The 24,332-nt window shown below is 68.2% G+C and carries 20 protein-coding genes; 14 read left to right on the plus strand and 6 right to left on the minus strand.

The features are described 5' to 3' along the window. Nucleotides 1–153: 153 nt before the first annotated feature. The 3 genes from LT970_RS13730 (at nt 154) to LT970_RS13740 (ending at nt 4,567) form a co-directional block, all read left to right on the plus strand. Nucleotides 154–2,559: a heavy metal translocating P-type ATPase gene (locus tag LT970_RS13730; protein WP_269785482.1), complete on the plus strand. Its 2,406-nt coding sequence runs from the start codon at nt 154–156 to the stop codon at nt 2,557–2,559. 6 nt (nt 2,560–2,565) lie between these two features. Beyond that, entirely contained in the window at nt 2,566–3,612 is a 1,047-nt protein-coding gene (locus tag LT970_RS13735) for a cation diffusion facilitator family transporter (RefSeq protein WP_232688756.1), read from the plus strand. Nucleotides 3,613–3,760: 148 nt separating this feature from the next. Continuing rightward, nucleotides 3,761–4,567, plus strand: a complete 807-nt coding sequence (locus tag LT970_RS13740; RefSeq protein ID WP_232688757.1) for an FAD-dependent oxidoreductase — start codon at nt 3,761–3,763, stop codon at nt 4,565–4,567. A 26-nt stretch (nt 4,568–4,593) separates the two neighbouring features. On the opposite strand, the gene msrA is transcribed toward LT970_RS13740, so the two are convergent. Beyond that, nucleotides 4,594–5,124 (minus strand): peptide-methionine (S)-S-oxide reductase MsrA, encoded by a 531-nt coding sequence (gene msrA / locus LT970_RS13745; RefSeq protein ID WP_232688758.1) that lies wholly within the window; start codon nt 5,122–5,124, stop codon nt 4,594–4,596. A gap of 194 nt (nt 5,125–5,318) precedes the next feature. Here msrA and LT970_RS13750 point away from each other — a divergent pair, with 194 nt between their 5' ends. The 6 genes from LT970_RS13750 (at nt 5,319) to LT970_RS13775 (ending at nt 13,133) form a co-directional block, all read left to right on the plus strand. After that, nucleotides 5,319–5,906, plus strand: coding sequence for an AsnC family transcriptional regulator (locus tag LT970_RS13750; RefSeq protein ID WP_232688759.1), 588 nt, complete (start codon nt 5,319–5,321; stop codon nt 5,904–5,906). A gap of 38 nt (nt 5,907–5,944) precedes the next feature. Beyond that, entirely contained in the window at nt 5,945–6,154 is a 210-nt protein-coding gene (locus tag LT970_RS13755; protein ID WP_232688760.1) for a hypothetical protein, read from the plus strand. Between the two features lie 715 nt (nt 6,155–6,869). Next, the gene (locus tag LT970_RS13760; RefSeq protein ID WP_232688761.1) at nt 6,870–9,638 is read left to right on the plus strand and encodes a transglutaminase domain-containing protein; all 2,769 of its coding nucleotides are present in this window, start codon (nt 6,870–6,872) and stop codon (nt 9,636–9,638) included. Beyond that, nucleotides 9,635–10,231, plus strand: a complete 597-nt coding sequence (locus tag LT970_RS13765; RefSeq protein WP_232688762.1) for a DUF7269 family protein — start codon at nt 9,635–9,637, stop codon at nt 10,229–10,231. Before LT970_RS13760 ends, LT970_RS13765 begins: the two co-directional genes overlap by 4 nt. Then, nucleotides 10,228–11,616 (plus strand): DUF58 domain-containing protein, encoded by a 1,389-nt coding sequence (locus tag LT970_RS13770; protein WP_232688763.1) that lies wholly within the window; start codon nt 10,228–10,230, stop codon nt 11,614–11,616. Before LT970_RS13765 ends, LT970_RS13770 begins: the two co-directional genes overlap by 4 nt. Then, nucleotides 11,613–13,133 carry a DUF7519 family protein gene (locus LT970_RS13775; RefSeq protein ID WP_232688764.1) on the plus strand — a complete coding sequence of 507 codons (1,521 nt, stop codon included), beginning with the start codon at nt 11,613–11,615 and terminating at the stop codon, nt 13,131–13,133. Before LT970_RS13770 ends, LT970_RS13775 begins: the two co-directional genes overlap by 4 nt. 87 nt (nt 13,134–13,220) lie before the next feature. On the opposite strand, the gene LT970_RS13780 is transcribed toward LT970_RS13775, so the two are convergent. Further along, entirely contained in the window at nt 13,221–14,387 is a 1,167-nt protein-coding gene (locus LT970_RS13780; RefSeq protein ID WP_232688765.1) for a Fic family protein, read from the minus strand. Between the two features lie 185 nt (nt 14,388–14,572). On the opposite strand from LT970_RS13780, the gene LT970_RS13785 reads away from it, so the two are divergent. The 3 genes from LT970_RS13785 (at nt 14,573) to LT970_RS13795 (ending at nt 18,530) form a co-directional block, all read left to right on the plus strand. Next, a complete protein-coding gene (locus tag LT970_RS13785; RefSeq protein WP_232688766.1) occupies nt 14,573–16,123 on the plus strand; it encodes an HTTM domain-containing protein in 1,551 nt (516 codons plus the stop codon). A 151-nt stretch (nt 16,124–16,274) separates the two neighbouring features. Then, complete coding sequence (locus LT970_RS13790; RefSeq protein ID WP_232688767.1) at nt 16,275–16,910, plus strand: plastocyanin/azurin family copper-binding protein; 636 nt, start codon at nt 16,275–16,277, stop codon at nt 16,908–16,910. 69 nt (nt 16,911–16,979) lie between these two features. Beyond that, nucleotides 16,980–18,530 (plus strand): molybdopterin-dependent oxidoreductase, encoded by a 1,551-nt coding sequence (locus LT970_RS13795; protein ID WP_232688768.1) that lies wholly within the window; start codon nt 16,980–16,982, stop codon nt 18,528–18,530. Between the two features lie 54 nt (nt 18,531–18,584). Here the strand turns inward: LT970_RS13795 and LT970_RS13800 are convergent, their stop codons facing one another. Together LT970_RS13800 and LT970_RS13805 are read right to left on the minus strand one after the other, a co-directional pair. Beyond that, entirely contained in the window at nt 18,585–19,973 is a 1,389-nt protein-coding gene (locus LT970_RS13800; RefSeq protein ID WP_232688769.1) for an ATP-binding protein, read from the minus strand. Between the two features lie 142 nt (nt 19,974–20,115). Next, nucleotides 20,116–20,586, minus strand: coding sequence for an FKBP-type peptidyl-prolyl cis-trans isomerase (locus LT970_RS13805; RefSeq protein ID WP_232688770.1), 471 nt, complete (start codon nt 20,584–20,586; stop codon nt 20,116–20,118). A gap of 88 nt (nt 20,587–20,674) precedes the next feature. Here LT970_RS13805 and LT970_RS13810 point away from each other — a divergent pair, with 88 nt between their 5' ends. After that, on the plus strand, nt 20,675–20,917 hold the full coding sequence (locus tag LT970_RS13810) for a glutathione S-transferase N-terminal domain-containing protein (RefSeq protein ID WP_232688771.1): 243 nt from the start codon (nt 20,675–20,677) through the stop codon (nt 20,915–20,917). A gap of 67 nt (nt 20,918–20,984) precedes the next feature. Here LT970_RS13810 and LT970_RS13815 read toward each other — a convergent pair whose 3' ends face one another. Both LT970_RS13815 and LT970_RS13820 read right to left on the minus strand, forming a co-directional pair. Continuing rightward, nucleotides 20,985–21,647, minus strand: a complete 663-nt coding sequence (locus tag LT970_RS13815; RefSeq protein WP_232688772.1) for a hypothetical protein — start codon at nt 21,645–21,647, stop codon at nt 20,985–20,987. Nucleotides 21,648–21,697: 50 nt separating this feature from the next. Then, the gene (locus LT970_RS13820; protein WP_232688773.1) at nt 21,698–22,648 is read right to left on the minus strand and encodes an AAA family ATPase; all 951 of its coding nucleotides are present in this window, start codon (nt 22,646–22,648) and stop codon (nt 21,698–21,700) included. A gap of 284 nt (nt 22,649–22,932) precedes the next feature. On the opposite strand from LT970_RS13820, the gene LT970_RS13825 reads away from it, so the two are divergent. After that, the gene (locus LT970_RS13825; protein ID WP_232688774.1) at nt 22,933–24,246 is read left to right on the plus strand and encodes a hypothetical protein; all 1,314 of its coding nucleotides are present in this window, start codon (nt 22,933–22,935) and stop codon (nt 24,244–24,246) included. Nucleotides 24,247–24,332 lie beyond the last annotated feature (86 nt).

Below are 24,332 nucleotides of genomic sequence, written 5' to 3' on the forward strand. Positions count from 1 at the left end.
GGCCAGCGCCGGGTCACCCCGGAACCGCCCACCGCTGGTCTCGAGTACGACACGGAGTTAATAACTCGAACCCAGTACATTGCTAGTACGTGCCACCTGTGCCGGCTCTAGTAACAGCTGAATTAATAACCTAGTAGTGGCTACGCTCAGCCAATGACCGAATCGGATCCGTCGGGCGACGAGCACGACCACGACGGGGAACACGACCACACCCACGGCCACAGGGGGCGCGACGGAGCGGGCGACGCACCCGAAGGCGAGCGCACAGTGGAGTTCGCAGTCCCCGATATGGACTGTGCGTCCTGCGCGGGGAAAGTCGAGAACGCGCTCGAGCGCGAGGACGGCGTCGAGCGCATCGACACGCGGCCCACCACCGGGCGTGCGGTCGTCGGATACGACACCGAGCGGAGCGACGAGGATACGGTCGCGACGGCCATCGAGGGCGCCGGTTACGAGGTCGTCGGGCGGTCGGGCGACGGGAGCGACGGCGCGGACGCTTCGAGTGGCGCAGGCGGCGCGGACACAGCAGCCAGCGAGTCGGTGTGGACGAGCACGCGGGCGCTGAAAACGTGGGCGAGCGGGCTGCTCGTCGCGCTCGGGTTCGTCTTCGAGTTCCTCCTGACGGGCCAGAACGCCGTCGTCGCGACGGTGCTCGGGACCGAGGTGCTCGTCGCGGATGCGGCGTTCCTCGCGGCGGTCGCGGTCGGCGGACAGGCCATCGTGCGGAACGGCTACTACTCGCTGAAGAACCTGAGCCTCGACATCGACCTGCTGATGACCATCGCCATCCTCGGCGCCATCGCGGCGAGCGTGGCGTTCGGGGAGCGCCTCTACTTCGAGGCGGCGACCCTCGCGTTCCTGTTCAGCGTCTCCGAACTCCTGGAGCGCTACTCGATGGACAAGGCCCGCGGCTCGATCCGGGAGCTGATGGAGCTATCGCCGGACGAGGCGACGGTTCGACGCGACGGTGAAGAACGCACGCTCCCCGTCGAGGACGTCCACGTCGGCGACGTCGTCGTGGTGCGTCCCGGCGAGAAGATTCCGATGGACGGCGACGTCGTCGAGGGCGAGAGCGCGGTGAATCAGGCGCCCATCACGGGCGAGAGCGTGCCCGTGGACAAGGCCGAGGGCGACGAGGTGTACGCGGGCACCATCAACGAGGGCGGCTACCTCGAAGTAGAGGTGACCGCCGAGTCGACGGACAACACACTCGCGCGAGTCGTGGACCTCGTGGAGGACGCGAACGCAGAGCAGACCGACCGCGAGCAGTTCGTCGAGCGGTTCGCAGACTACTACACACCCGTCGTCGTCACCGCCGGAGTCCTCGTCGGTGTCGTCCCGCCGCTCCTGTTCGGCGGCGCGTGGGCGACCTGGGTCGTGCGCGGCCTCACTCTGTTCGTGCTCGCGTGCCCCTGCGCGTTCGTCATCTCGACGCCCGTCTCCGTGGTCTCGGGCGTGACGAGCGCGGCCCGCAACGGCGTGCTCGTGAAGGGCGGGCGATACCTCGAGTCGATGGGGGACGTCGACGCCGTCGCGTTCGACAAGACGGGCACGCTCACGAAGGGCGAACTCACTGTCACCGACGTCGTGCCGCTCAACGACAACACAGCGGAGGACGTGCTGCGGTGCGCTCGCGGCCTCGAATCCCGGAGCGAGCACCCGATCGGTGACGCCATCGTGGAGCACGCCGAGGACGCGGACGTCGAAAAGCGAGACGTCGATGGGTTCGAGTCCATCACCGGAAAGGGAGTCACCGCAGAGCTCGGTGGAACGACCCACTACGCCGGCAAACCCGGCCTGTTCGACGAACTCGGCTTCGACCTCTCGCACGTCCACGCGACGACGGACGGTGGAGTGGTCACCCGGACGTCACAGAACCTCTGCGAGCGCAACGGCTGCCTCGACCTGCTGGAGGAACTCGTCCCCGAACTCCAGGCCGAGGGCAAGACCGTCGTGCTCGTCGGAACAGCGGACGAAGTGGAGGGAGTCATCGCCGTCGCGGACGAGGTGCGCCCGGAGGCCGCGGCCGCCGTCGAACGCCTGAAATCGCTCGGCCTGGAGCGCACCGTGATGCTCACCGGCGACAACGAGCGCACCGCGCGCGCCATCGCCGAGCAGGTCGGCGTCGACGAGTTCCGCGCCGAACTCCTGCCCGAGGAGAAGGTCGAGGCCGTCGGCGACCTCACCGAGGAGTTCGACGCAGTGGCGATGGTCGGCGACGGCGTGAACGACGCGCCAGCGCTCGCCACCGCGACCGTCGGCATCGCGATGGGTGCGGCGGGCACCGACACCGCCCTGGAGACGGCAGACGTCGCGCTGATGGGCGACGACCTCACGCGCCTGCCGTATCTCTACGACCTCTCGCATCGCGCGAACGGCGTCATCCGCCAGAACGTCTGGACGAGTCTCGCTGCGAAGGCGGTGCTCGCTGCGGGCGTCCCCCTGGGATACGTCCCCATCTGGGCGGCGGTGCTGGTCGGGGACGCCGGCATGACGACGGCAGTCACCGGGAACGCGATGCGCCTCTCCCGGGTCGAACCCGAACTCGAACGGGAGTGACACCGCGTGGGACACGGCGACGAACGTCACGGTCCCGGCGAGCGCGACGACAGCGACGCCGAACACGAGAGTAGCCACAGCGCCGACCAGCCCGGCGACGGCGACCCCAGCAGCCACAAACACGACAGTCACGGCCACGACGGGAAGCACGACCACGGCGGGAATCACGACCACGACAGCCACGACAAGCGCAGCGACAGCGCGCGCACGCTCGGCGTCGTCGCCGCCATCAACGCCGTCGGGTTCGTCGTCGAGTTAGCTGGCGGCCTCGCGTTCGGGTCGGTCGCCCTCCTGAGCGACGCGTTCCACATGCTGTTCGACGCCACCGCGTACGTGTTCGCGTGGGCCGCGGCGGTCGTCGTCGCGCGCAGCGACCCCGGCGAGCGCTGGACGTACGGTCTCGCCCGGGCTGAACCGTTCGCGGCGTTCGTCAACGGGTTGCTGCTCGTCCCCACCGTCGGCTACCTGCTCTACGAATCCTACCAGCGGTTCCTCGACCCCACCGCGATAAACGCCCAGATGACCATCCTCCTGGGCGCGTTCGGCCTCGGCATCAACCTCTTTTCGGTCTACGTGCTGGAGGGCGAGGACCTCTCGTTGAACGAGCGCGGCGCGTACGTCCACCTGCTCGCGGACGCCGCGGGGTCGGTCGCCGTCATCGTCGCCACCGCCGCCGTCGCAGTCACCGGAATCTCGCTGTTCGACCCGCTGGCGGCCGTCGCCGTCGCGGCGCTCATCGTGTGGTCGGCGGTCGGCGTGCTCCGCGAGAGCGTCGCCGTCCTCTTCCAGAAAAGTCCGGTCGCCACGGGCGACGTGCGAGCGGTCGTCGCCGGCGTCCCGGGCGTCCAGCGCGTTCCCGACGTTCACCTCTGGCACCTCCACAGCGACCTGCTCGTGGCCACCGTCTACCTCGTCGACGACTGTGAGACCACCGCGGAGCGCGACCGGGTCGTCGAGCACGTGCACGAGCGCCTCGAGGCGGAGTTCGGGGTCGGGCACGCCACAGTCGAAGCGGTCGGTGAGGCGCACACAGACGCGCACTGCCACGAGTGAGCTAACGTCCCGCCGGTGGTCCCCAGAACCGAAACGCCTATCCGGCCGATTAGGCTGACCTAAACCATGATTGCAGTGGCCGGAACGAACGACGGGCAGCGAGCACCCCAGACGGAGCTGGCTGCCGGACAGCACAGCGGAGGTGTGAATGCCCCGTAACCACGACGCGGTGGTCGTGGGCGGCGGTCCCGCGGGCGCCTCGGCGGCCGTGTTCCTCGGTCGCGCCGGCCTCGACGTGCTCGTCTGTGACCGCGGCCGCGCCTCACTCGACAGGTGCGCGCACCTCGAGAACTACCTCGGGTTCCCGGGCGGCGTCAGTGTCTCGACGTTCCGCGACCTCACCCGTCGCCATCTCGAGGAGACCGGCTGTGCGTACGCGGACGACCACGTCAGCAGTATCACTCGCGTCGACGGCGACCTCCTCGTCGAACGCGAGGAGGGAGACCCAGTTCGCACCGACCGCGTGCTCGCAACCACGAAGTACGGTGCGGAGTACCTCCACGCGCTCGACGACGGCGACCTGTTCCGCGGGGCGGACCGCCGGCACGTTGCCGCGGACGACGACGGAAGAACGGCCGTCGAGGGCGTGTACGCCGCCGGTCCTCTCGTGGGCACCACCGATCAGGCGATCGTCGCCGCGGGCGACGGCGCGGACGTCGCGACGACGCTCGTCGAGGACTGGCTGGTCGACGAACGCGATTTCTGGCGAGCTATCGCGGTCCAGTACTGGGACTGGGTGCGGTACGACACCGAGCGCACCGACGACCGGCGCGAGCACATCGAGTCGTGGGTCCGCGACAGCGTCCCCGACGACGAGAACGTGAGCGAGGAGCGCATCGAGCGGGTCACAGCGTTCGTCGTCGAACACGACCGCTCGCAGTTCGTCGACGACGAAGAACGGACCGACCGCGAGGAACACGGACGCGAGCAGTTGCGGGACGTCCTGAACCGCTGAACCGCCCGTATACTATCGGTGCGGCGTCACTGGACCTGTTCGGCGAACTGCTCCCGGACCTTCGACACCTTCGGCGCGATGTTGACCGTGCAGTAGGCCGCGTCGGGGTTGTTCTCGTAGTAGTTCTGGTGCTCGTCTTCGGCCTCGTAGAACCCCTCTAAAGGCTCTACCTCGGTGACGATGGAGTCCTCGAACGCGTCGCGTTCCTCGAGTTCCGCGACGAACGCCTCGACGAGTTCGCGCTGCTCGTCGTCGTGGTAGAGCACGATCGAGCGGTACTGCGACCCGACGTCCGGCCCCTGGCGGTTCACCGTCGTCGGGTCGTGAACGGTGAAAAAGACCTCCAGGAGGTCCTCGTAGGAGAGTTCGTCCTCGTCGTAGGTGACCTGGACGACCTCGGCGTGTCCCGTGTCCCCCCGGCAGACCTCCCGGTACGTCGGATTCTCCGTGTCGCCGCCTGCATACCCGGAGGTCACGTCGGTCACCCCGTCCAGTTCCTCGAGGGCCGCCTCGATACACCAGAAACACCCACCGCCGAACGTGGCTTGCTTGCTCATACCCGACGTACGGGCGAGAGCGGGTTAACGACACCGGACGACGAAGGAGTGACGACACCGGACGATGAGTGTGATGACGGTCCGAGCACCCACCGGCGAACAACACGCCGAACGCGGAGTCGAACCCGGCCTCGGGTTCGGATTCCAGCGTGTTGCCCCGGAATCGGTTTGGGTGTCCGGTTCGAACCGGGCGTATGGCCGAACTCGACGAGACAGACCGTAGAATCCTCGAGTTGCTCGCAGCGGATGCGAGACGACCGTACAGTGACATCGCGGACGACGTAGGCCTGTCGGCACCCGCGGTCTCAGAGCGCGTCTCGAAGCTCCGGGGGAGCGGCATCATAAACCGATTTACGGTTGATGTCGACCACTCCGCGCTCCGGGGTGGCAGTCAGGTGCTCGTGACGCTGTCGCCGACGCCCGGCGACGAGGACGCGGTCCGCGAGTCGGTCAGTGCGGCCGACGCTGTCGAGCACGTGTTCGTCACGGCGTCCGGGGACGTCGTCTGCGTGGCCAACGTTCCCGTCGAGAACGTCCGTTCCTGGGTGACCGACGTTGTCGACCGCGACGTCCTCGGGTCGTACGACGTCGAGGTGCTCGCGGAGTCCGCGTGGAACCCGAGCGTCGGGAACGACATCGCGCTCGCGTGTGCCGAGTGCGGGAACACCGTGACGAACGAGGGGGAAACGGCGGAGGTCGGCGGCGAGCGCCACCACTTCTGCTGTTCGTCGTGCCGCGCGCGCTTCGAGGAGCGCTACGAGCGACACGAGTCGGCGGCGTAGGACAGTACGCCTAAACCGCAGGTCGACCGATAGGGAGTATGCGCCGGAACACCTTCGTGAAACTGTCTGCCGTGCTGTTCGGGCTGGTGTTCGTGAGTTTCGTGGTGCTCGGGTTCAGTCGTCTCGTGCTCCCGTACCGGACGGCGCGACTGCTCGCGGCGCCGACGCTGTTCGCGGCGAGCGTGCTGGCAGTCGTGCTACTCGGACAGGCCGTGCTCTCGGTCGTCGGCGTTTCGGAGATCGAGTGACGAGAGTGGGATGACCACGAGAGAAGCCCAGGCAGACCATTCAGACAGACTGACCAGTATTACTGGACAATAAATCTGGCCAGTTGTATTATGTAAGAGGCCCAGACAGCAGGATTGTTCAACAATTCCATCCAGACCGACTGGCCAATACATCCAGTCAACTGTACTGACCAAATCGACTACACACATTGAGTGTATGGCCTGGGTAGAAGAACTGGCCAGACCGCCTGACTAACTGAACTGTAGACAATGTCTGGCCAATCGATCGAGATGAACGAACGGGCCAGATTGCCAACGTAGTTCTTCTGGAGCTGTCGAGACAGGAACCGACCTTAGAAGAACAGTACTACTGACCAGTAATACTGCGCAGACAGTACATTTAGACGTACTGCCTGGACGTACTCTCTAGATGTGGCGACGATCAGGAGGTGCCGCGTTGACTGGTACCGGAGACGTGAAAGATGTCGAAGACCCAGACAAGCCAGCAGACATATCGGGGGTGGCAAACAGTGCGGACAAACGACATCACCTACAGAAACACTAGCCAATAAAACTGCACAGTATTACTGACCATACTGACTACCTGGGTCGGCCGGTGGAGAGCGACACAGCAACCACTCGAAGCGGCGAGCGGAGAGTCGTGAGGCACCGTAGAGAAAGTGACCAGTTGACTCTCCGGGAGATATAGGTACACGGGCGCGGAAACAGGTGGACGATGAGCGACGACGCCCCTGGTCCCGACACCCGGCGCGCGGTGCTCGCCCTCCTCTGTGTCCTCGGCCTGATCGCCGCGTCGACGGCAGCGCCCGCGCTCGCGGGCGACACGCCGCTCGGCGGCCTCGACTCCCCGCAGGCACCGAGCCAGGTGCCGGAGTTCCTCCTGGAGATGGACGCCCTGAACTGGCTGTTCGGTGACGAGCCACCACAGACACCGAGTGGCGCCGGAAGCCTGCTCGGCGCACTCACTCCCGGCCAGTCGACGAGCGTCGGCGGCGCGATATCGAAGTCAGCGCGAGCGCTGGCGAGCCAACCGCACTTCGTGGCCACGGCACCCAGCCGGACGTACTGGCGGACCGGCGCGTACGTCGAGTACACCGGATCTGGATGGCAGAATCGGGATGGTGCGTACAGGACGGGGAGCGCCTCGGACCCGGTGCGGGAGACTCGGGAGTTGTCGATGACGTACACAGTGACGCTGAAGCGGTCGACGACGTCCCTCCCGGTGGTCTGGCGGCCACTCGACGTGAGTCTGAGCGACGTTCCGGACTGCGGTTGGGGGGAGGACTGTAACGTCGACCTCCAGTACTGGACCACTGGCAGTGTTCGTGCGCCGTCCGGACTCGAACCCGGAACTACCTACAAGGTCGCCGCGAGCAAGCCACCACGGGGCGAGGAGGCGCTGACGGCCGCCGGAGACGGTGACGAGTCGACGAGAGGCTACCCCACCTCCGACTACTCGGAGGTGTCGACGACGTCCCGGGTCCGGTCGCTCGCCGCGCAGGTGACGGACGACGCGGATACGCGCTACGGGAAGGTGAAGGCCGTCGAGCGCTACCTCGAGGAGTCGAAGATGTACTCGCTGTCGAACGGGACGGCGGCGGGCGATAACGTCGTGGACGAGTTCCTCTTCGAGCAGAACGCGGGCTACTGCGAGCACTTCGCGTCGAGCATGGCGGTGATGTTGCGCACGCAGGACATCCCGGCGCGGTACGTCGTCGGCTACGCGGGCGGCGAACGCGTCGGCGAGAACAGATACCTCGTTCGCGGTGCGGACGCCCACGCGTGGGTCGAGGTGTACTTCGAGGGCGTCGGCTGGGTCCGCTTCGACCCGACGCCGAGCGCACCACGGCAGGCGACGGACGAGGCGCTCCGCGGCGACTCGACGTACCGGGTGAGCCTGAACGGAACCGCGACGCCCGGCGAGCGCGTCACCGCGACGGTGACCGCAGCCGGGGAACCGGTGTCGGGCGTCTCTGTGACGGTGAACGGTGAGTCCGTCGGCGCGACCGACCACGACGGCGAGGTGGCGTTCACGGTGCCGTACGCGGAGGAGATCGACATCGACCTGCGGGGGACGAACGTGTCGGCGACGGGTGGTGCTGCAGAACTCGTGGCCGGTCCGTCCGCGGGTGGGGTGACTACGGCGAGAGGGCTACGCCTCGATACAGTCGGAAGTCCACCCGGCGTCGACCGCGCGGTAGTCGCGAACGTGCCCCCACCGAAGATCGCGGGAGAAATCGAGGCCGCGACGGGGCGAAACGGAAGGTCGACAGATCAGGGTGGGAGAGTGACAGCGCAAGACGCCGACGCGTTCGGGAACGACAGTGGGGAGAACGGGACCGACCACACGTTCCCGGTCAACGCGGACGTGAGCTTCCAGTTCCGGAGCGACGTCGAACCCGGGTCGACAGTGACGCTGCAGGCGTTCGTCGGCAGCAAGCGGTTCCCGGGCGCGACAATCCGGCTGGCGGGGGAGCGGGTCGGGAAGACGAATCAGCGCGGCGTCCTCGAGGTGACCATCCCGGAGGACGCCAGCGGCGTCCTCGAAGTGACGGCGTCGAGGGGGGACATCACGCAGACGGAGACGTACCCGGTCGACGGACTGGTAGTGTCGGTGTCGCCGTCGCTGGTCGCGCCGCTGCCGTGGACCGAGGCGACCGCGCGCGTGACGTCCGGCGGTGAGGCGGTGACCGGCGCCGTCGTGGAACTCGACGGGGAGGTCGTCGGGCGGACCGGCGAGGACGGAACAGTTAACTTCGAGATCCCGCTCTCCCGCGTTCCACAGGTGTCGTCCGCAACCGCCGACAAGCACGCAGTGACGTACGTGGACGGCGTGCTGCCGGCGTTCGCGGTGACGGTTCTCGCGGCTCTCGTGGCGCTGGCCGGCGGCGTCCGTGCCGTGCGTCGGCGAGGCGTCACGGTAGACGACGCGGTGACGCTGCTCGTTCGCGCGGTGAACGAGGCCGCTTCAGCAACGGTCCGCGCGGTGGTTGGGGTCGCGGACGCGCTGGAGAAACTCGCGGCGGAGTTCCGGGACGCGTCCCGGGACGGGTGGCGCGGCGTCCTGGAGTGGCTGGCGTCGCTCCCGGGACGGGTCCGCGCGCCGGCCGTCCGGGCGTGGCTCACAGGCGTGCTCGCCGCGGTGCGCGAGGAACGCTCGGGCGGCACGAGCGGCGTGTCAGACGACCAGCGGGGCGACGACGCCGGGGCGTCGGGGCGTCTGCAGTCCGTGTGGTGGCGGTTCGTCTCGCTCGTCGGCGTGGAGCGCTGGGAGACGAAGACGCCCGGCGAGGTGGCGCGGCGTGCGGTACGCTCGGGGTTCCCGAAGCGCCCCGTGTACGCGCTGACGAACGCGTTCCGCGACGCGGCCTACGGTGGTCGCCCGGAGCGCGAGCACGCGGAGCGCGCGCAGTCGGCGCTGAGCGAACTCGGCGATAGCGACGAGGAGGAGAGCGGCCAGCAGAGCGCGGAGGGGGACCGATGAGCGTCAGTACGCGCGAGACGGTGCTCGCGGCGGTCGGCGTCGCCGGCGTGGCGTTCGCCGTCGGGGCGGCGGTCGGACTCGCGCCAGCCGCCGTCACCGGGGTCGTGACCGCTGTCGATGCGACCGTCGTGACGGGCGTGCTCGGCGTGGGACTGCTCGGGTACGCGTTCGCCCGGCGGCGGCGGAACGACCGGAGAAACGGCGAGTCGCGACTCGCGGGAACGCGAGACGAGGGCGACGCTGACAACTCCGGCGGACGGTTCGACGACGACCTCGAACTGGCGTCACGGGACGTAGCCACGCCGGACGTGCAGGGCGCCAGAGAGGACGTCCGGGAGCGCGTGCGAGAGACAGCGGTTCGCGCTTACGCCCGTCGTCACGGCGTCTCGCGGGAGGACGCCCGGAACTCGGTGGCCGAGGGCGCGTGGACCGACGACGTCGTCGCGGCGGCGTTCGCGGGCGACGAGCGCGCGCCGCGATTCCCGCTCCGGGAGCGCCTCCGTGGGTGGGTCCACCCGGACCGCGCGTACCGGCGGCGCGCGAAGCGGGCGGTCGACGCCGCGCACCGACTCGCCACGGAGGGGTCGCAGTGACCCGGAGTTCGCGGTTCGTGGGCGGCCTGCTGGCGACGCTCGTGCTCGTGGCGGCGGGCGTGGCGAGCGGCCGGGCGACGTTGTTCGTCGCGGCGGCAATTCCACTGGTGTTCGTCGCGTACGGCGCGCTCTCCTCCCCGCCGCCCGCCGAGGGTGTGCGGGTCGAGCGAACGCTGTCCGAGTCGTCACCGCTCCCGGGCGACCGCGTGGCGGTGACGCTGACGGTGCGCAACGAGACGGACTCGGTGCTCGCAGACGTGCGCGTCGTGGACGGCGTCCCCGACGACCTGCGGGTCGTGTCCGGGACGACGGAGGGGGCGTTCGCGCTCCCGCCCGGCGACGAGACGACGCTCTCGTACGCAGTCGTCGCGGACCGCGGGCAGTTCGCCTTCGACCCGCCGACGGTGCGCGTCCGCGGCGCGAGCGCGTCGGCTGACCGGACGGTCCGCCGGCCCGCGGACGGCGACGACGCACTGGTCTGCAGGGTGAACGTGGCTGACCTGCCGCTCCGCCGCCAGACGACGGCGCACGCGGGCGCGCTCCCGACGGACACGGGCGGTCCGGGCATCGAGTTCCATTCGACGCGGGACTACCAGCACGGTGACCCCGTGAGCCGCATCAACTGGCGGCGGTACGCGAAAACCGGCGACCTCTCGACGGTGAACTACCGGGAGCGCCGCGCGGCGGCGGTCGTGCTGGTCGTGGACGCCCGCGAGGAGAGCGACATCGCCGCGCAGTCGGGGACGCCCTCGGGCGCGTCGCTGTCGGCCTACGCCGCGGCGCAGGCGGTCAGCCCGCTGGAGGCTGCGGGCCACCAGGTCGGCGTCGCGGTGTTCGGCGTCGACGACCCGTTGACGGACGCAGACGACCCCGCGTGGGTGCCGCCGGGGACCGGCGACGCACATCACGCGCGCCTGGCGACGGTGCTCGATACCGCGCTCGAATCGCCGGCGGACGCAACGGACGTCGAGAGCGAGGCCGGCGACGAAGACGGCTCCGGCCCGGACGAACCGGGGTCGAGCGACGGCGAAGCGAGCGAGCGGGCGCCCCCTGCTGCGGCGCCAGACGGCGGCGACGACTGCATCGGCCGGCTGGCCGGGCGGCTACAACCCGGCGTGCAGGTGGTGGTGTGCTCGCCCGCGCTCGACGGGTTCGCTGCGGACCTGGCGCGCCGCCTGCGCGCGGACGACCACCGCGTGACGGCGGTCTGCCCGGACGTGACGGCGACGGACACGCCGGGGAACACGCTGGCGGCGGCGGACCGCGCGCTCGCCGTCGACTCGCTGCGCGCGACCGGCGCGCGAGTGGTGGACTGGTCGCCCGAGGAGTCGCTCTCGCAGGCCGTCGCGCGCGCCACTGCCGCCGTCGAGGATGGGAAACGATGACCGGCGACGCGACAGTGGTTCGTCGACCGTCCACGCTCACCGGCCTCGCGGTTCTCGCGGTGGTCGTGTTCGCCGCGAACGACGCCGCCGTGACCTACGACGTGCTCGCGTTCCTCGCCGTGGCGGGCGGCGGCGTGCTCGGACTCGCAACCGGGCTGGCGTCCCGGGACGAACCGCTCGCAGTGTTCGCGTCGTCGATGCTGATGCCCGTCGGCGGCGTCGCGGTGCTCGCCGCCGCCGGGTTCTCACTCGCCGACCTCCCGCTGCTGGAGGGCGTGCTCGACCCGCTGGTGCTGGTGGCGCTCGCCGCCGCCGGGTTCGGCGCCGTCGCGGCGTTCACCGGCGGGGTCGGCGGCGGAGCGGTCGGGCGCGCGTTCTCCGTCGTCGTCGCGACGACGATCCTCCCGTTCCTTGCGGCGGTCGTGGCGTTCCTCGGAAACATCGGGTCGGATGCTCCGCTCGTCGACGTCGTCGCCGGCGCGTCTCGGGCCGTCGCCCGTCTCGTCGTCGCGCCGACCGGAACCGGCGTCGACGTGGTGGTGTTCGTGGTGGTGCTCGCCGCCGCTGCTCGCGCGCTCGCCGGGGGAGTCACCGCCGCGCCGCTCGCGGAACTCGCGCCGAGAGCGCGCCGGAGCCAGGTGGCTCGCGCGAGCCAGACCGTCGTGTCGGTCTGTCTCTCCGTGTGGCGACTGCTGGCGGTGCTCTGGGGCCTGTTCTTGGTGGCATTCGTCTTCGGCTTCGGCACTGGGCTCGTGGACCCGCTCCCCGACGCCCTCCTCGCACTCGTCGGTGGAATGGCGTCCTCGAGCGTGCTCCGAGTCGTGCTGCTCGTCGTCGTCGCCGTGTCCGGTGTCGTCGCTGGCGGCCTGCGACTCGCGCGCCTCGTCACCGGTGACGTGAGCGACGGCCTGCGTCGGGTCGCGCCGACGGCGGGCAGTGGCGTGCTCGCCGTCGTCGTCGGCGTCGTGTACGCCCAGCCGCTCGTCCGCGGCGTGGTCGAAGCGCTCCCCGAACAGTCCAGAGAACTGGCTGGCGAAACCATCCGAGTGTTCGGCACGCCGACGCTCGCGCTCCTCGGCCTCGTCGTCCCGCTCGTCTGTCTCTCGGCGCTCCTGCTCGCGTTCGCCGGACTGGGACGGCTGCGCGCCATCCCGAAGCGGGGCGCGCCCGCGGCCGTCGCCGCCGCCGGCCTAGTGCTCGCCGGCGCGTTCGCCGGCGTCCAGAACGCGGCGCCCGGGTTCGTGTTCGCACTCGTCGCCGCGGGTATGGTGGTCTGGGACGTCGGCGAGTACGGCGTCGGCCTCGTCGCGGAACTCGACCGGCGCGCGCCCTCTGCCCGCGCCGAGTTCGTGCACGTCGGCGCGGCAGTCGGCGTCGGTCTCGTCGCGTACTACGGCACGAGCGTCCTCCACGACCTCACTGCTGGCGTCGGCACGCCGGACGGGGCGACGGCGCTCGCCGTGCTCGTGGGCGGCGCTATCGGCGTCGCCGCGCTCGTCGCCGCGCTCGCGGAGTGACGGTCGGACCCGGGGACGACGACGCGAAGAACAGCGGACGCGGTGGCGTGTCCGGGGCCCGTTGGCTGGTGGGTCGTCGGCTCGCGGTCACGGTGACCCGACGACGGCGAGCACCTCAGGAGCCTCGTACACGCGGTAGCGCTCCGAGCCGGAGACCTGTTCGACGATGCCCTCGCTCTCGAGCGCGTCGACGGCGTCGTACACTGCCTGCCGGGAGCGGCCAGTCGCGTCGATGGCGCGGGGCGCCGTGAGGTAGGGTTCCTCGAAGACGTAGTCGACGACGTCACGGACTGCGGGACGGGACGGGAACTTCGCGTGGTAGGTCTCCTGGAGGGACTGGAGTTCCACGCCACAGTCGTAGGCGTCGATGGCCTGCTCGGCGATCGCGTTCAACACGAACGAGAGCCACTGGTCCCACGCGCCGTCGCGGCTCACCTCGAGGAGGTAATCGAGGTACCGCTGACGGCGGCGGTTGAAGTACGCGCTCAGATAGAGGTACGGCTCCGGCAGGAGGCCCGCGTCGTACAACTGGAGCATCATCAGGAGGCGGCCGAGCCGGCCGTTGCCGTCGTAGAACGGATGGATGGTCTCGAACTGGTAGTGCGTGATGGCGACGTCCACGAGCGGCGGGTGGGATCCGCTGTTGATGTACGTGACGAGCTGTTCGAGGAGAATCTCGACGGTGTCCGGGTTGGCGGGGACGAAGCGCGCGTTCGCCGCGGAGCCGTCGGGCGACCCGATGTAGACGGGAACGTCGCGCAACTCGCCGGGGTTGGCGTCGACGCCGCGGGCGTCACTGAGCAGCGTCTCGTGGAGGTCGCAGATCAACTCGACGGAGATGTCCTCGCCGGCTTCGAGGCGCGCGAAGCCTTCGCGGACCGCGTCGACGTAGTTGTACGCCTCGCGGACATCCTTCGAGTCGGCGGCCGCTCGCTCCGGGGAGGTCTCGATGTCGTGGAGGATGATGTCCGAAACGGTGACGTTCGTGCCCTCGATCTGGGAGCTGGTGGCGGCCTCGCGAACGACGAACGGCGCGATGAGGAGGTTCTCGTTGTCCACGCTGCGGTGGAGCGTGGCGAGGCGCCCGAGCGCGTACTGGGCGTCGCCGTACACCCGCATCGCGTCGTCGGTGAACTCGAGGTCCGGGGGGAGGCTCGCCGGACGGTAGCACGGCAGGCCGTTGTGGCGGTCGACGGTTCCCGGCCCGTCCGCGAAGTCCTCGGCGTCCATGTTGACGTAGCGTTGCGAGTGCACCCACCTAAATCTACCTACCGGGCATAAATTGACTTAGGGGGCGGATATTCCGGGCTGTGTCGTCGTATTCGCGAGTCAGTTGACAATCAGCCGAGCCCGCGAGGCAGACAACACCGCGACCATCCACAAGGTACTTGTCCGGATTCGGTGAACCACCGACAACCGGTATGGGGGAAGCGGGCACAGTGACACGACTCCGGCGCGGACTCCCCGCAGTTCGCGCAGCGCTGGCTCGCCGCGTGAGCGTCGACGCGCGGGCGCTGGCGGCGTTTCGTGTCGGCGTGGGCGCGCTGTTGCTCGCGGACCTGGCGTTGCGCGCACGAAATCTGACCGCGTTCTACACGGACGCGGGTGTTTTGCCGCGACCACTGCTGGCCGAACAGTATCCGGCGTTTGCAGCGTTCTCCCTGCACGCCCTATCGGGCGCAGCGTGGTTTCAAGTCGTGCTGTTCGCGGTGGCGGGCGTCGCCGCGCTGTGTCTGTTGGTCGGCTACAGAACGCGCCTCGCAACCGTCGTCTCGCTAGTCCTGCTGGCGTCCCTCCACGCCCGCAACCCGCTGGTGTTGAACGCCGGCGACTCCCTCCTACGGCGACTCCTGCTGTGGGGCGCGTTCCTGCCGCTGGGCGCGCGCTGGAGCGTCGACGCGGCCGGGGCGTCCCGACGTTCCAGTGTGCGTGACCACGTCGCCAGCGTGGCGTCTGCGGCGCTGTTGGTCCAGGTGGTGTTGGTGTACGTGGTCAACGCGGTGTTGAAACTCCGCGGGGACGCCTGGCTGTCGGGTGACGCGGTGCGGGTGGTGTTCGCCCTCGACCAGTTCACCGTGTTCCTGGGGGACGCCCTGGCGCAGTATCCGGCGCTCCTCGAGATGGCCAGCCACGTGTGGCTCACGATGCTCGTGGCGTCACCACTACTCATCGTACTGGCTGGGCGGCGTCGGGCGGTGTTTGCGGGGCTGTTCGCGAGCGTCCACCTCGGCATGCTGCTCACGATGCAACTCGGCCTGTTCCCGCTCATCTCGGTGGTCGCGCTCGTTCCGTTCCTCCCACCAGTGGTGTGGAACGAACTCGCAGCGTGCGTCCCGGAGCGTCCCCAGAACGCACTCTCGCGCACGCGAAATCGGCTCGCCGGCGCGCTGCCGTTCGCGCCGAGGCGGCCGACAGCGAGCGCTCGAATCGACACCAGTGGCGGCCTGCGGGCGGCCGTCGGTCGGTGGAGGGCGCGCGTCACGCCGGCGGTCGCGGCGGTGTTCCTGGCGTTCGTGCTCGTCTGGACGGCGATGTCCGTCGGCCTGGTCGCGACGCCCGACAGCGTCGCGTCGACCGTCGACCCCGAAGAGCGCCGGTGGGACATGTTCGCTCCCGAGCCACTGAACGTCGACGGGTGGTACGTCGTCCCGGGCGAACTCGCGTCGAGTGAGGGCGCGCGAAGCGAACGCGTCGACGCGTTCCACGGCGGCGCCGTCAGGTGGACGAAACCGCCGGACGTCGCCGCCACCTACCCCACCGCACGGTGGCGGAAGTACCTCGTGGACCTGTGGCGGAGCGACGACGTCGCGCTCCAGCACGCGTTCGCGGACTACCTGTGTACGGAGTGGAGCGCGAACCACGAGTCCACGCTCGTTCGGGTCGCGCCCCACTACGTCACCGAGCGGGTTCGCCTCGGCGCGCCGGACCCGACCGAGCGCATCCGCCTCGTGGAGCACGCGTGCGCGCCGGCGGACAGCCAGGAATCCTGAGAGCGGCAATCGAGACCTGTCGAAACGGAGACCAGAACGGGTATCGATACTGCCCAGTCGATGCCGGGTGGCGGCGCGTTACCCGCCGATTGGCGTCGGTTTGGCCTCGCCAGTCCGTGCGTTGACAATTACCGCGGACGATGCGGTGTGTATGCCAACGAGACGGCAACTGCTCCGCAGCGGTGGGACGGTGGGACTGATAGCGCTGGTCGCTGGCTGCGCGAGACCGCCGAGTTTCGGGGATGGGACGGGCGAACCGGCCACGACAGAGGAGCCTGGAACGACGGCACGCGAGACGACGCCAGCGGGGACGACGGACGCCCCCGAGACGACCCAGCGTCCGCAGACGACCGCCGAGGAGACGACGGCGGAGCCGACAACCGAAGAGCCGACCACGGCGGAGCCGACGGAGTCCACGCAGACGACGAGCGCGCCGGAGACGACCGCCGCGACGCCGCCGGGCGAGGTAGTGGACGTTGCGGTCGGTCCGGAAGGCCGGCTCAGATTCGCCCCGGAGCGAGTCGAGTTGACGGTCGGTGACACCATCCGGTGGACGTTCGAGAGCGCGGGCCACAACGTCACATCGCTTCCCGGCGCGTCCGAGAAGGTGCAGAATCCCGCGGGTGCGGAGCCGTTCGCGTCCTACGAGGAGAGTCGGCACTACGCCATCGAACCCGTCGGAGCGACGTTCCAGCACACGTTCACGGTGGCCGGCGAGTACGTCTACGTCTGTGAACCACACTCGGACCAGGGGATGGTCGGGTACGTCACCGTAACCGAGCAGTAGGTGGTCGGCTGGCCGCAACCATCCCGAGAAAACGACCAATGGCGTGGCTGACACGTACTCTAGTGAGTTATGCCACCAAATGACAGGGGGGAGCGGCCGGACGGCGACGAAGGCCGCGGCGGCGGTGAGGGTGAATCGAGCGGTGACGGGACGCGCGAGCGGTTCCTGAAGCGACGACGATTCCTGCAGGCGACGGGCGCCGTAGCGGCGACGAGCCTACTCGCGGGGTGTCCGAGCGCCGAGGACTTCCCGTCGGGGCAGCCCGGCACGTCGCCGGGCGAGACGACCGAAGCGCCCGGCACGACGACCGAGGAACCCCCGGACGGGCAGTCACTCCAGGAGAAGTACCCGGGCCTGCGCATCCTCTCGCCGGAGCCCGAGAACGCCGAGGCCGCCGAGCGCGCGACGTACACCACGATGGTGACGCCCGCCGAGGAGTTCTACATCCGGAATCACTACCCGACGCCGAGCATCGAGGAGAGCGAGTGGACCGTCTCCCTGACCGGGATGGTCGACCAGGAGGTCGAACTGTCGATCGAGGAACTCAAGAACGGCTTCTCCACGGAGACGGTGTTCCACACGATGCAATGCTCAGGGAACGGCCGAGCGTACTTCGAGCCTCAGGTCGGCGGAAACCAGTGGACGTTCGGCGCGGTGGGGAACGCCGAATGGACGGGCACACCCGTGAGCGAGATTCTGGAGGCGTACGGCGCGGACACCTCCGAAGGGAAGTGGCTCTCCGTGATGGGCGGAGACGCCCCCGAGGGCGAGGACATCTTCACGCGGTCGATCCCGATGTCGAAGGTGATGGACGACTGCCTGCTCGTCTACCAGATGAACGGCGCCCCCATCCCCGCCGACCACGGCCACCCCGTGCGCTTTCTCGTTCCGGGCTGGTTCGGCAACAACAACGTGAAGTGGGTCGACCGGATGCACGTCATGGACATGATGGTGTACGGCGAGGAGTGGGAGGACGGCGACCAGCGCACGTACACCCACTGGCAGCAGTACTCCTACCGCATCATCCCCGCCCAGGACGAGGAGGCCCAGCAGTACCGGTCCATCGACATCTTCGACACGTACGAGCAGATGCAGGCGACCGACAAGATACAGAACGCCTACATGTACGACCAGCTCGTGAAGTCGCTCATCGGCTTCCCCGGCAAGGGCGCGACGGTGTCGCCGCGGCGCGACGGCAACGTCGAGGTCGTGGGCGTCGCGTGGGCGGGCGACGACGGCGTCGAGAGCGTCGAGGTGTCGACGGACGGCGGCGACTCCTGGAACGACGCGGAGTTCCTCCAGCCGGACGTCGGGAAGTACTCGTGGCGGCTGTTCCGATACGTCTGGACGCCCGAACCCGGCGAGCACACGCTCGTCTCGCGGGCCACGGACGGCCAGGGCCGCACGCAACCAGCGACCGTCTCCGACCCCGAGGAGGGACTGCGCGGCATCACGAACAACAAGTACCCCTGGAACCAGGACGGCTACGGGAACACCGCGTACGTGCCCCACGGCGTGAACGTCACCGTCGAAGAGTTACAGTCCGGAACGACCGGCAGTGAGACGACGGGGAACGAGACGACGCAGGCGCCGACGACCGGCAACGCGACCATGGAATGACGACGACAGACGCGACCACGGAGTAGTAACGATTGGTGCTCGGGAGCACGGGATTCACGCTCTCAACGCAGCGGTGACGTCTTCGGCAGTGAACAGTCGAAGGTCGTCCCGCTCACTGGCAGCGCTCTCGACAGACGACGTGAATCCACTCCGGGAGAAGAGGGCGTACTCCACAGTCCGCTCACGGCCGTCGCTGGGTGTCCAGCGGAGTTCCTCGACGTGACTCTGGAGTTTCGAGAACGCGTCGTACCCGAGCGGAGACTGCTGGAACTTGCACTCACCCGCGATCAACGTGCGGCCGGCACTCAGTCCGACCACGTCGACCTCGTGGTCCTGGTACCACCACTGACCCGTGTCCGTGATCGTGTGGTCTGTGTACAGCGTTCGGAGCGCAGAACAACAGAGGTCTTCGAACGGGTGGCTCACGAAGTCCGCCAACTCGGGTTCGATGAGCGCCTCGTAAGCGCCGCCACCGAGTTCGTCGTATCGGTCCCCGGTTCCGTACACGAAGTGGAACCAGAACCGGAAGAAGGGGTCACGGATGCGGTATCGGCTTCGCTTGCTTCGTTCTTTCTGCTCGGTGACCGGAACGTGCTGGTCGACGAGTCGCAGCCGAGACAGCCGGTCGAGGTACTTCGAAAGCTGGTTGTAGTCGATTCCCGTCGTGCCGGAGATCTCGTTTCGGCTCGTGCTCCCGCCGGCGATCGCCTCCAGAATCGAGAAGTACCGAGTTGGCTCCGTGAGTTCCATGCGAAGCACGTAGTCCGGTTCGTTGTGGAGGGTCCCGTGACGGGAGAGGATCGTTCGGTGGATGTTCTCCGCGAGCGTCGCAGTGGGCGAGACCTCTTCGAGATAGTACGGAACGCCACCGAAGACCCCCCATCTGAAGACCTGCTCGTCTGCGGTGTCGGTGTCGTCGAAGAACTCCATCGCGGCGTCGAACGGAAGCTGCCTGATGTCGAGTTTCAGCGACGACCGACCGTAGAGTGGACTGTTACCGAGGAGCGCCGCGTCTTCCATCATGCTGATCGACGAGCCGACGAGCACGATTGTCGCACTCGAGTCGTCGAGTTCGTGGTCGAACATCGCCTGCAGTACGGACGGGAGGCTCTGGTCCTGTTCGACGAGGTAGGGGAACTCGTCGAGAACGATGGTGGCGTCCTGTTCGGTGAGATAACCCAGGATCGCTTCCCAGTCCTCACGAATCCGGGTGATTCCGGGATAGGAGTCCGCGGCGGTGTCGACGAACTGCTGCCGTTGGAGTGCACTCGTCTTCTGTTTCGCCTGGTAAACGACAGCGTCGTCGTCTCTGAGTGACTCTCTGACGAGTGCTGTTTTTCCGAGGCGTCGTCGACCGAAGATGACCGCGAGTTCGGCTTCGTCCGAGTCGTACAGCGAACGCAGTCTCGACAGCTCTTCAGTTCGGTCCACGAAACCGGTCATGGTCGGACAACACGCTCGCAGGGTATAATACCCGTGTTAATTGTACTACCTAGTATCGTACTTCAGAGTACAATACTTTGGAGTATCTTATTTTCCTCCCGGGGTGTGGCGAGTGACGGAATGGAATCGCCTCAACAGGACGTCAACGCACGTCGAGTACCTGCAATTCGACATCGAGGCGCTCGTCCGCGAGTTCGTGGTTGAAGTCCACGGTGGCGGTGTCCTCGGAGACGTCGGTAATCCACCCGGAATCGCCGGCGTCGCTCACGACTATCTCGCCGGGTGTCACCTCGACGCCGCTTCGCTCCTCGAGTCCCTCGCGGGGCACCTCCACGACGCGCTCGTCGCTGTACGGCCCGAACGCGTCGTCGGGGCCGAGTGTGAGTGTCCGGGTGTCACCGGACTCCATCTCGCCCATCGCATCGTCGACGGCGTCGAACGTCTCGCCCGCGCCAACCTCGAACTCGAGGGGTTCGTAGTCGCGGGTTCCGTCGTACGCGTCCTCGGCGAGCGCCACGTCCACGTCGGTCGTGTCGACGAGCGCCCCCGCGTCCGGCCCCGACGCCAGGCGCGCGGTGTAGTGGACAACCGCCGTCTGTCCGGATTCGGCCATGTGTAGTACGTTCACGCTCGCGCTCCTAACGCTATTTACCAGATGGTCTGGAAGCGGGGTTTATGCCGGGTGCATGCAAATCACCGGTATGCTCGAACTGTACGTACAGCCGTTCTGTCCGTACTGCCGGAAGGTCAATCGGGCGCTCTCGGACCTCGGGCTGGAGTACGAAACACACCGAGTTTCGTTCTTCCAGTTCCGGCGCGACGAGGTTCGCGAGGTGAGCGGGCAATCAGAGGTGCCGGTGCTCGTCGACACCGAGCGCGGCGTCGACGGAATGAACGAGAGCGAGGACATCGTGGCGTACCTGTGGGAGACGTACGGCGAGTGACGTGCGGGGAGAGCGGTAGCGTCACTTCGGTCGCGCTATCCACCTGAGAAACGAAAGCGCACGTCCACTACCACTCGACGTACGTGAGGTACTCGGTGCCGTCGTACTCGAGGAGCCACGTCCCATAGGAGTCGTCCGCGCGAATCGCCTCGTGGCCCCTTATTCGGTCGACAACCGACCGGAAGGCGTCGCTGTCCTCGAAGTATCCGCCGTCGGTCGCCGTCTCGACGACGCCGCGTTCGGCGTCGGAGACACACGAGAGCGTGAACAGGTACCGGTCGCGGACCTGGTCGGCGAACGCCTCGACGCCGGACGCCACCTCGGTCACCTGGTAGCGGTACGTCGCCTCGGACGCGGTCCGCGAGTCGACCGCGACGCGATACCGGTTCCCGTCGTAGACGAGGATGTCGTACCGGCGCTCCGGGACGAACACGGACTCGTCCCCGACCTCCGAAGCGGTCCCGTACCCGACGCCGACGTCGTACCCGTCCTGGCTGTGGGACTCGGTCTCCGGAACGACCGAGTCGAGACGCTTCCGGTCCGCCGCCGGGAGGTCGGCGTACTCGACCGCGTGCACCTCGGAGGCGGGGTCGGCCGTCGTCGAAACCTCGTCGGCGATGTCGCACGCCGTCGCCTCGTCCATGTCGAGGACGACGGGTGGGTGGGCGCAGCCGGCGAGCGCGACGGAGAGGAGGGCTGTGCCGCTCGCGAGGAACTGACGGCGTCGCATGCCACCACCGATAGCCGGGTGGCGCGGAAGTGTTCTGGTCTGCCGAGTGGTCAGGAGACCGCCGGCACGTCCACGCGGTCGAGGACGTCCGCGACGACGTCCGCGGCGTCGGTCTGTTCGACGTTCGCCTGGCCGGTGAGCACGAGGCGGTGGACGAGCACAGGCCTGGCGACCTGCTTGACGTCGTCGGGGGTGACGTAGTCGCGGCCGTGGACGACGGCGCGGGCGCGGGCGACCTCGAACAGTTTCTGGATGCCGCGCGGGCTGACGCCGACCTCGACGCGGTCGTCCTCGCGGGTGGCGCGCCCGACATCGACGACGTAGTCCCGCACGCCGTCCGCGACGGTGACGGTCTCGGGAACGGTCTGGAGGCGCGCGAGCGCGTCGTCCTCGACGACCTGCGAGACTTCGGGCGTGGTGGTGGTTCGGTCGGCGCGGCGGTCGATGAGTTCGCGCTCGCCGCCGCGGTCCGGATAGCCGATGTCGGCCTTCACTGCGAAGCGGTCGCGCTGGGCTTCGGGGAGGCGGAACGTCCCTTCCTGCTCGACGGGGTTCTGGGTGGCGATGACGAAGAACGGGTCGGGAAGTTGGCGCGTCTCGCCGTCGACGCTGACCTGTCCTTCCTCCATTGCTTCGAGGAGTGCGGCCTGCGTCTTCGGCGGGGCGCGGTTGATCTCGTCGGCCAGCACCACGTTCGCGAACACGGGACCGGGGTTGAAGTCGAACGATTCGGTGTCGGCGTCGTAGACGTGCGAGCCGGTGATGTCCGCGGGGAGGAGGTCGGGGGTAAACTGGATGCGGGTGAACTCGAGGCCGAGCGCGTTCGCGAGGCTGCGCGCGGTGAGCGTCTTTCCGGTGCCGGGGACGTCCTCGAGGAGGACGTGGCCGCGGGCGAGCGCCCCCGACAGCACGGTCTCGAGGAACGCGCGGTCGGTCACGACCGCCTCGCTCACGGCGTCGGTCACGTCGGTCGTCGTCCGGGCGGCGGTGTCGACGTCCATGCTGCCGGGAAGTCACCCGGATGAACCTTGTAGCTGTCGTCTGGGGCGTGCGTTCGGCCGTGGACGGAGACCAGACGAGGCTGCTTGGGAGGAGGTGGGCCAGGACGCAACTGGACCCAGAGTTCGTAGACAGGACGCAACTGGACGCGAGGTCGTGAGTACGTGGAACTGTACTGGGAACAGATGGTGACGGATAACTTTACTCCGGATTTCCGTCATTCAGCCCGGACGAACGGTCGACCCGGTGGGGTGCCGGACCTCGACCAGACACACCGACAGCACACATGGCCACCATCTCCATCACTGACGTCAGAGCGGACGGCAACACACTGGAATGCGACGTCGACGTGCCACCGAGCCTGAATCGATTCTTCGGCGACGGACCGTTCGTCGTCGAGTACGACCAGGACGTCTCGAGCGTTCCCGAGGGCGTTCTGGCGATTCCCGTCCTCGGGCACGTCTGCCCCGTCGCGTGGGCGGTGGGCGCGGACGTGTCCGTCGGCGTCGTCGACCGCGAGTACGTCGAGTCGCTGCCCACCGTCAGGGACGCGCTCGTCGAGATGCATCCCGCGTTCGTCACTGACGCGACCGAGATCAGGGCGCGGGAGGTCGTCGAGGAGTCCCCCGACCGGGACGGGGAGGAGACGGCCCAACTGTTCACGGGCGGCGTCGACTCGCTGGCGACGTACGTCCGCCACCACGAGGAGGACCCGACGCTGCTCAGCGTCCACGGGTGGTCCGTCGACGCCGACGACGACGACCACTGGCGGGAGACGATGCGGTACCTGTCGCAGTTCGCCAGCGACAGAGGGCTCGAACACCGGACGGTGCGGTCGAACATGCTCTCGTTCCTGAACGTGACGATGCTCGACGCGCACTTCCGCCCGCACTACGACGGCAGCTGGTACAGCGACGTCGGGCACGGTATCGGGTTGTTGAGCCTCTGCGCGCCGCTGGCCTACGAACGCGGCATCGGCGAGTTGCACATCGCGTCGACGCACACGAAGGGGTACGACGTCGCCTGGGGCTCGCACCCCACCATCGACGAGCGCGTCTCGTGGACAGGGACGACCGCGGTTCACGACGGGTTCGAGCTCACGCGCCAGGAGAAGGTCGGGTTGCTCGCGTCCCACGCCGAGCGAGCGGACACGCAGGACTTCGACATCCGGACGTGCATCTACGACGACGCGGGCGGTAACTGCAGCGGTTGCGAGAAGTGCTACCGGACCATGGTCGCGCTCGACCTGGAGGGCGTCGACCCGAACGAGTTCGGGTACGACTACTCGAAGGAGGTGCTGGCGGACATCCAGTCGCGCTTCGAGAGCGCGGAGTGGCACCTCAGGGGCGACAAGCCGTACTTCTGGGGGGAGATACAGGAACGGGTCCCCGAGGACGTGTCCGAGGAACCCCGCGAGGTGCGCGAGTTCTACCGGTGGCTCCGGAACGCCGACTTCGAGCAGTACACGGCGCAGGCGGGCCCGAAGTTGAAACACCGGGTGCTCCGCGCGGTGGCGAGGCACACGCCGTACCGGCTGTACAGGCCGCTGTACCCCGTCTACGAGGGGATGCAGCGGCGGCTACCCATCGGCGGGAAGTGAAACCAGGCGGGGGAGAACCGGGTGTGGAACAGCGGACTCGGCGGGGTGACAGAGCGGGGGCAGGGAAGAGGTGGGACAGCCAGGTG

The sequence above is a fragment of the Halobacterium zhouii genome, assembly GCF_021249405.1.
GTDB lineage: Archaea > Halobacteriota > Halobacteria > Halobacteriales > Halobacteriaceae > Halobacterium > Halobacterium zhouii.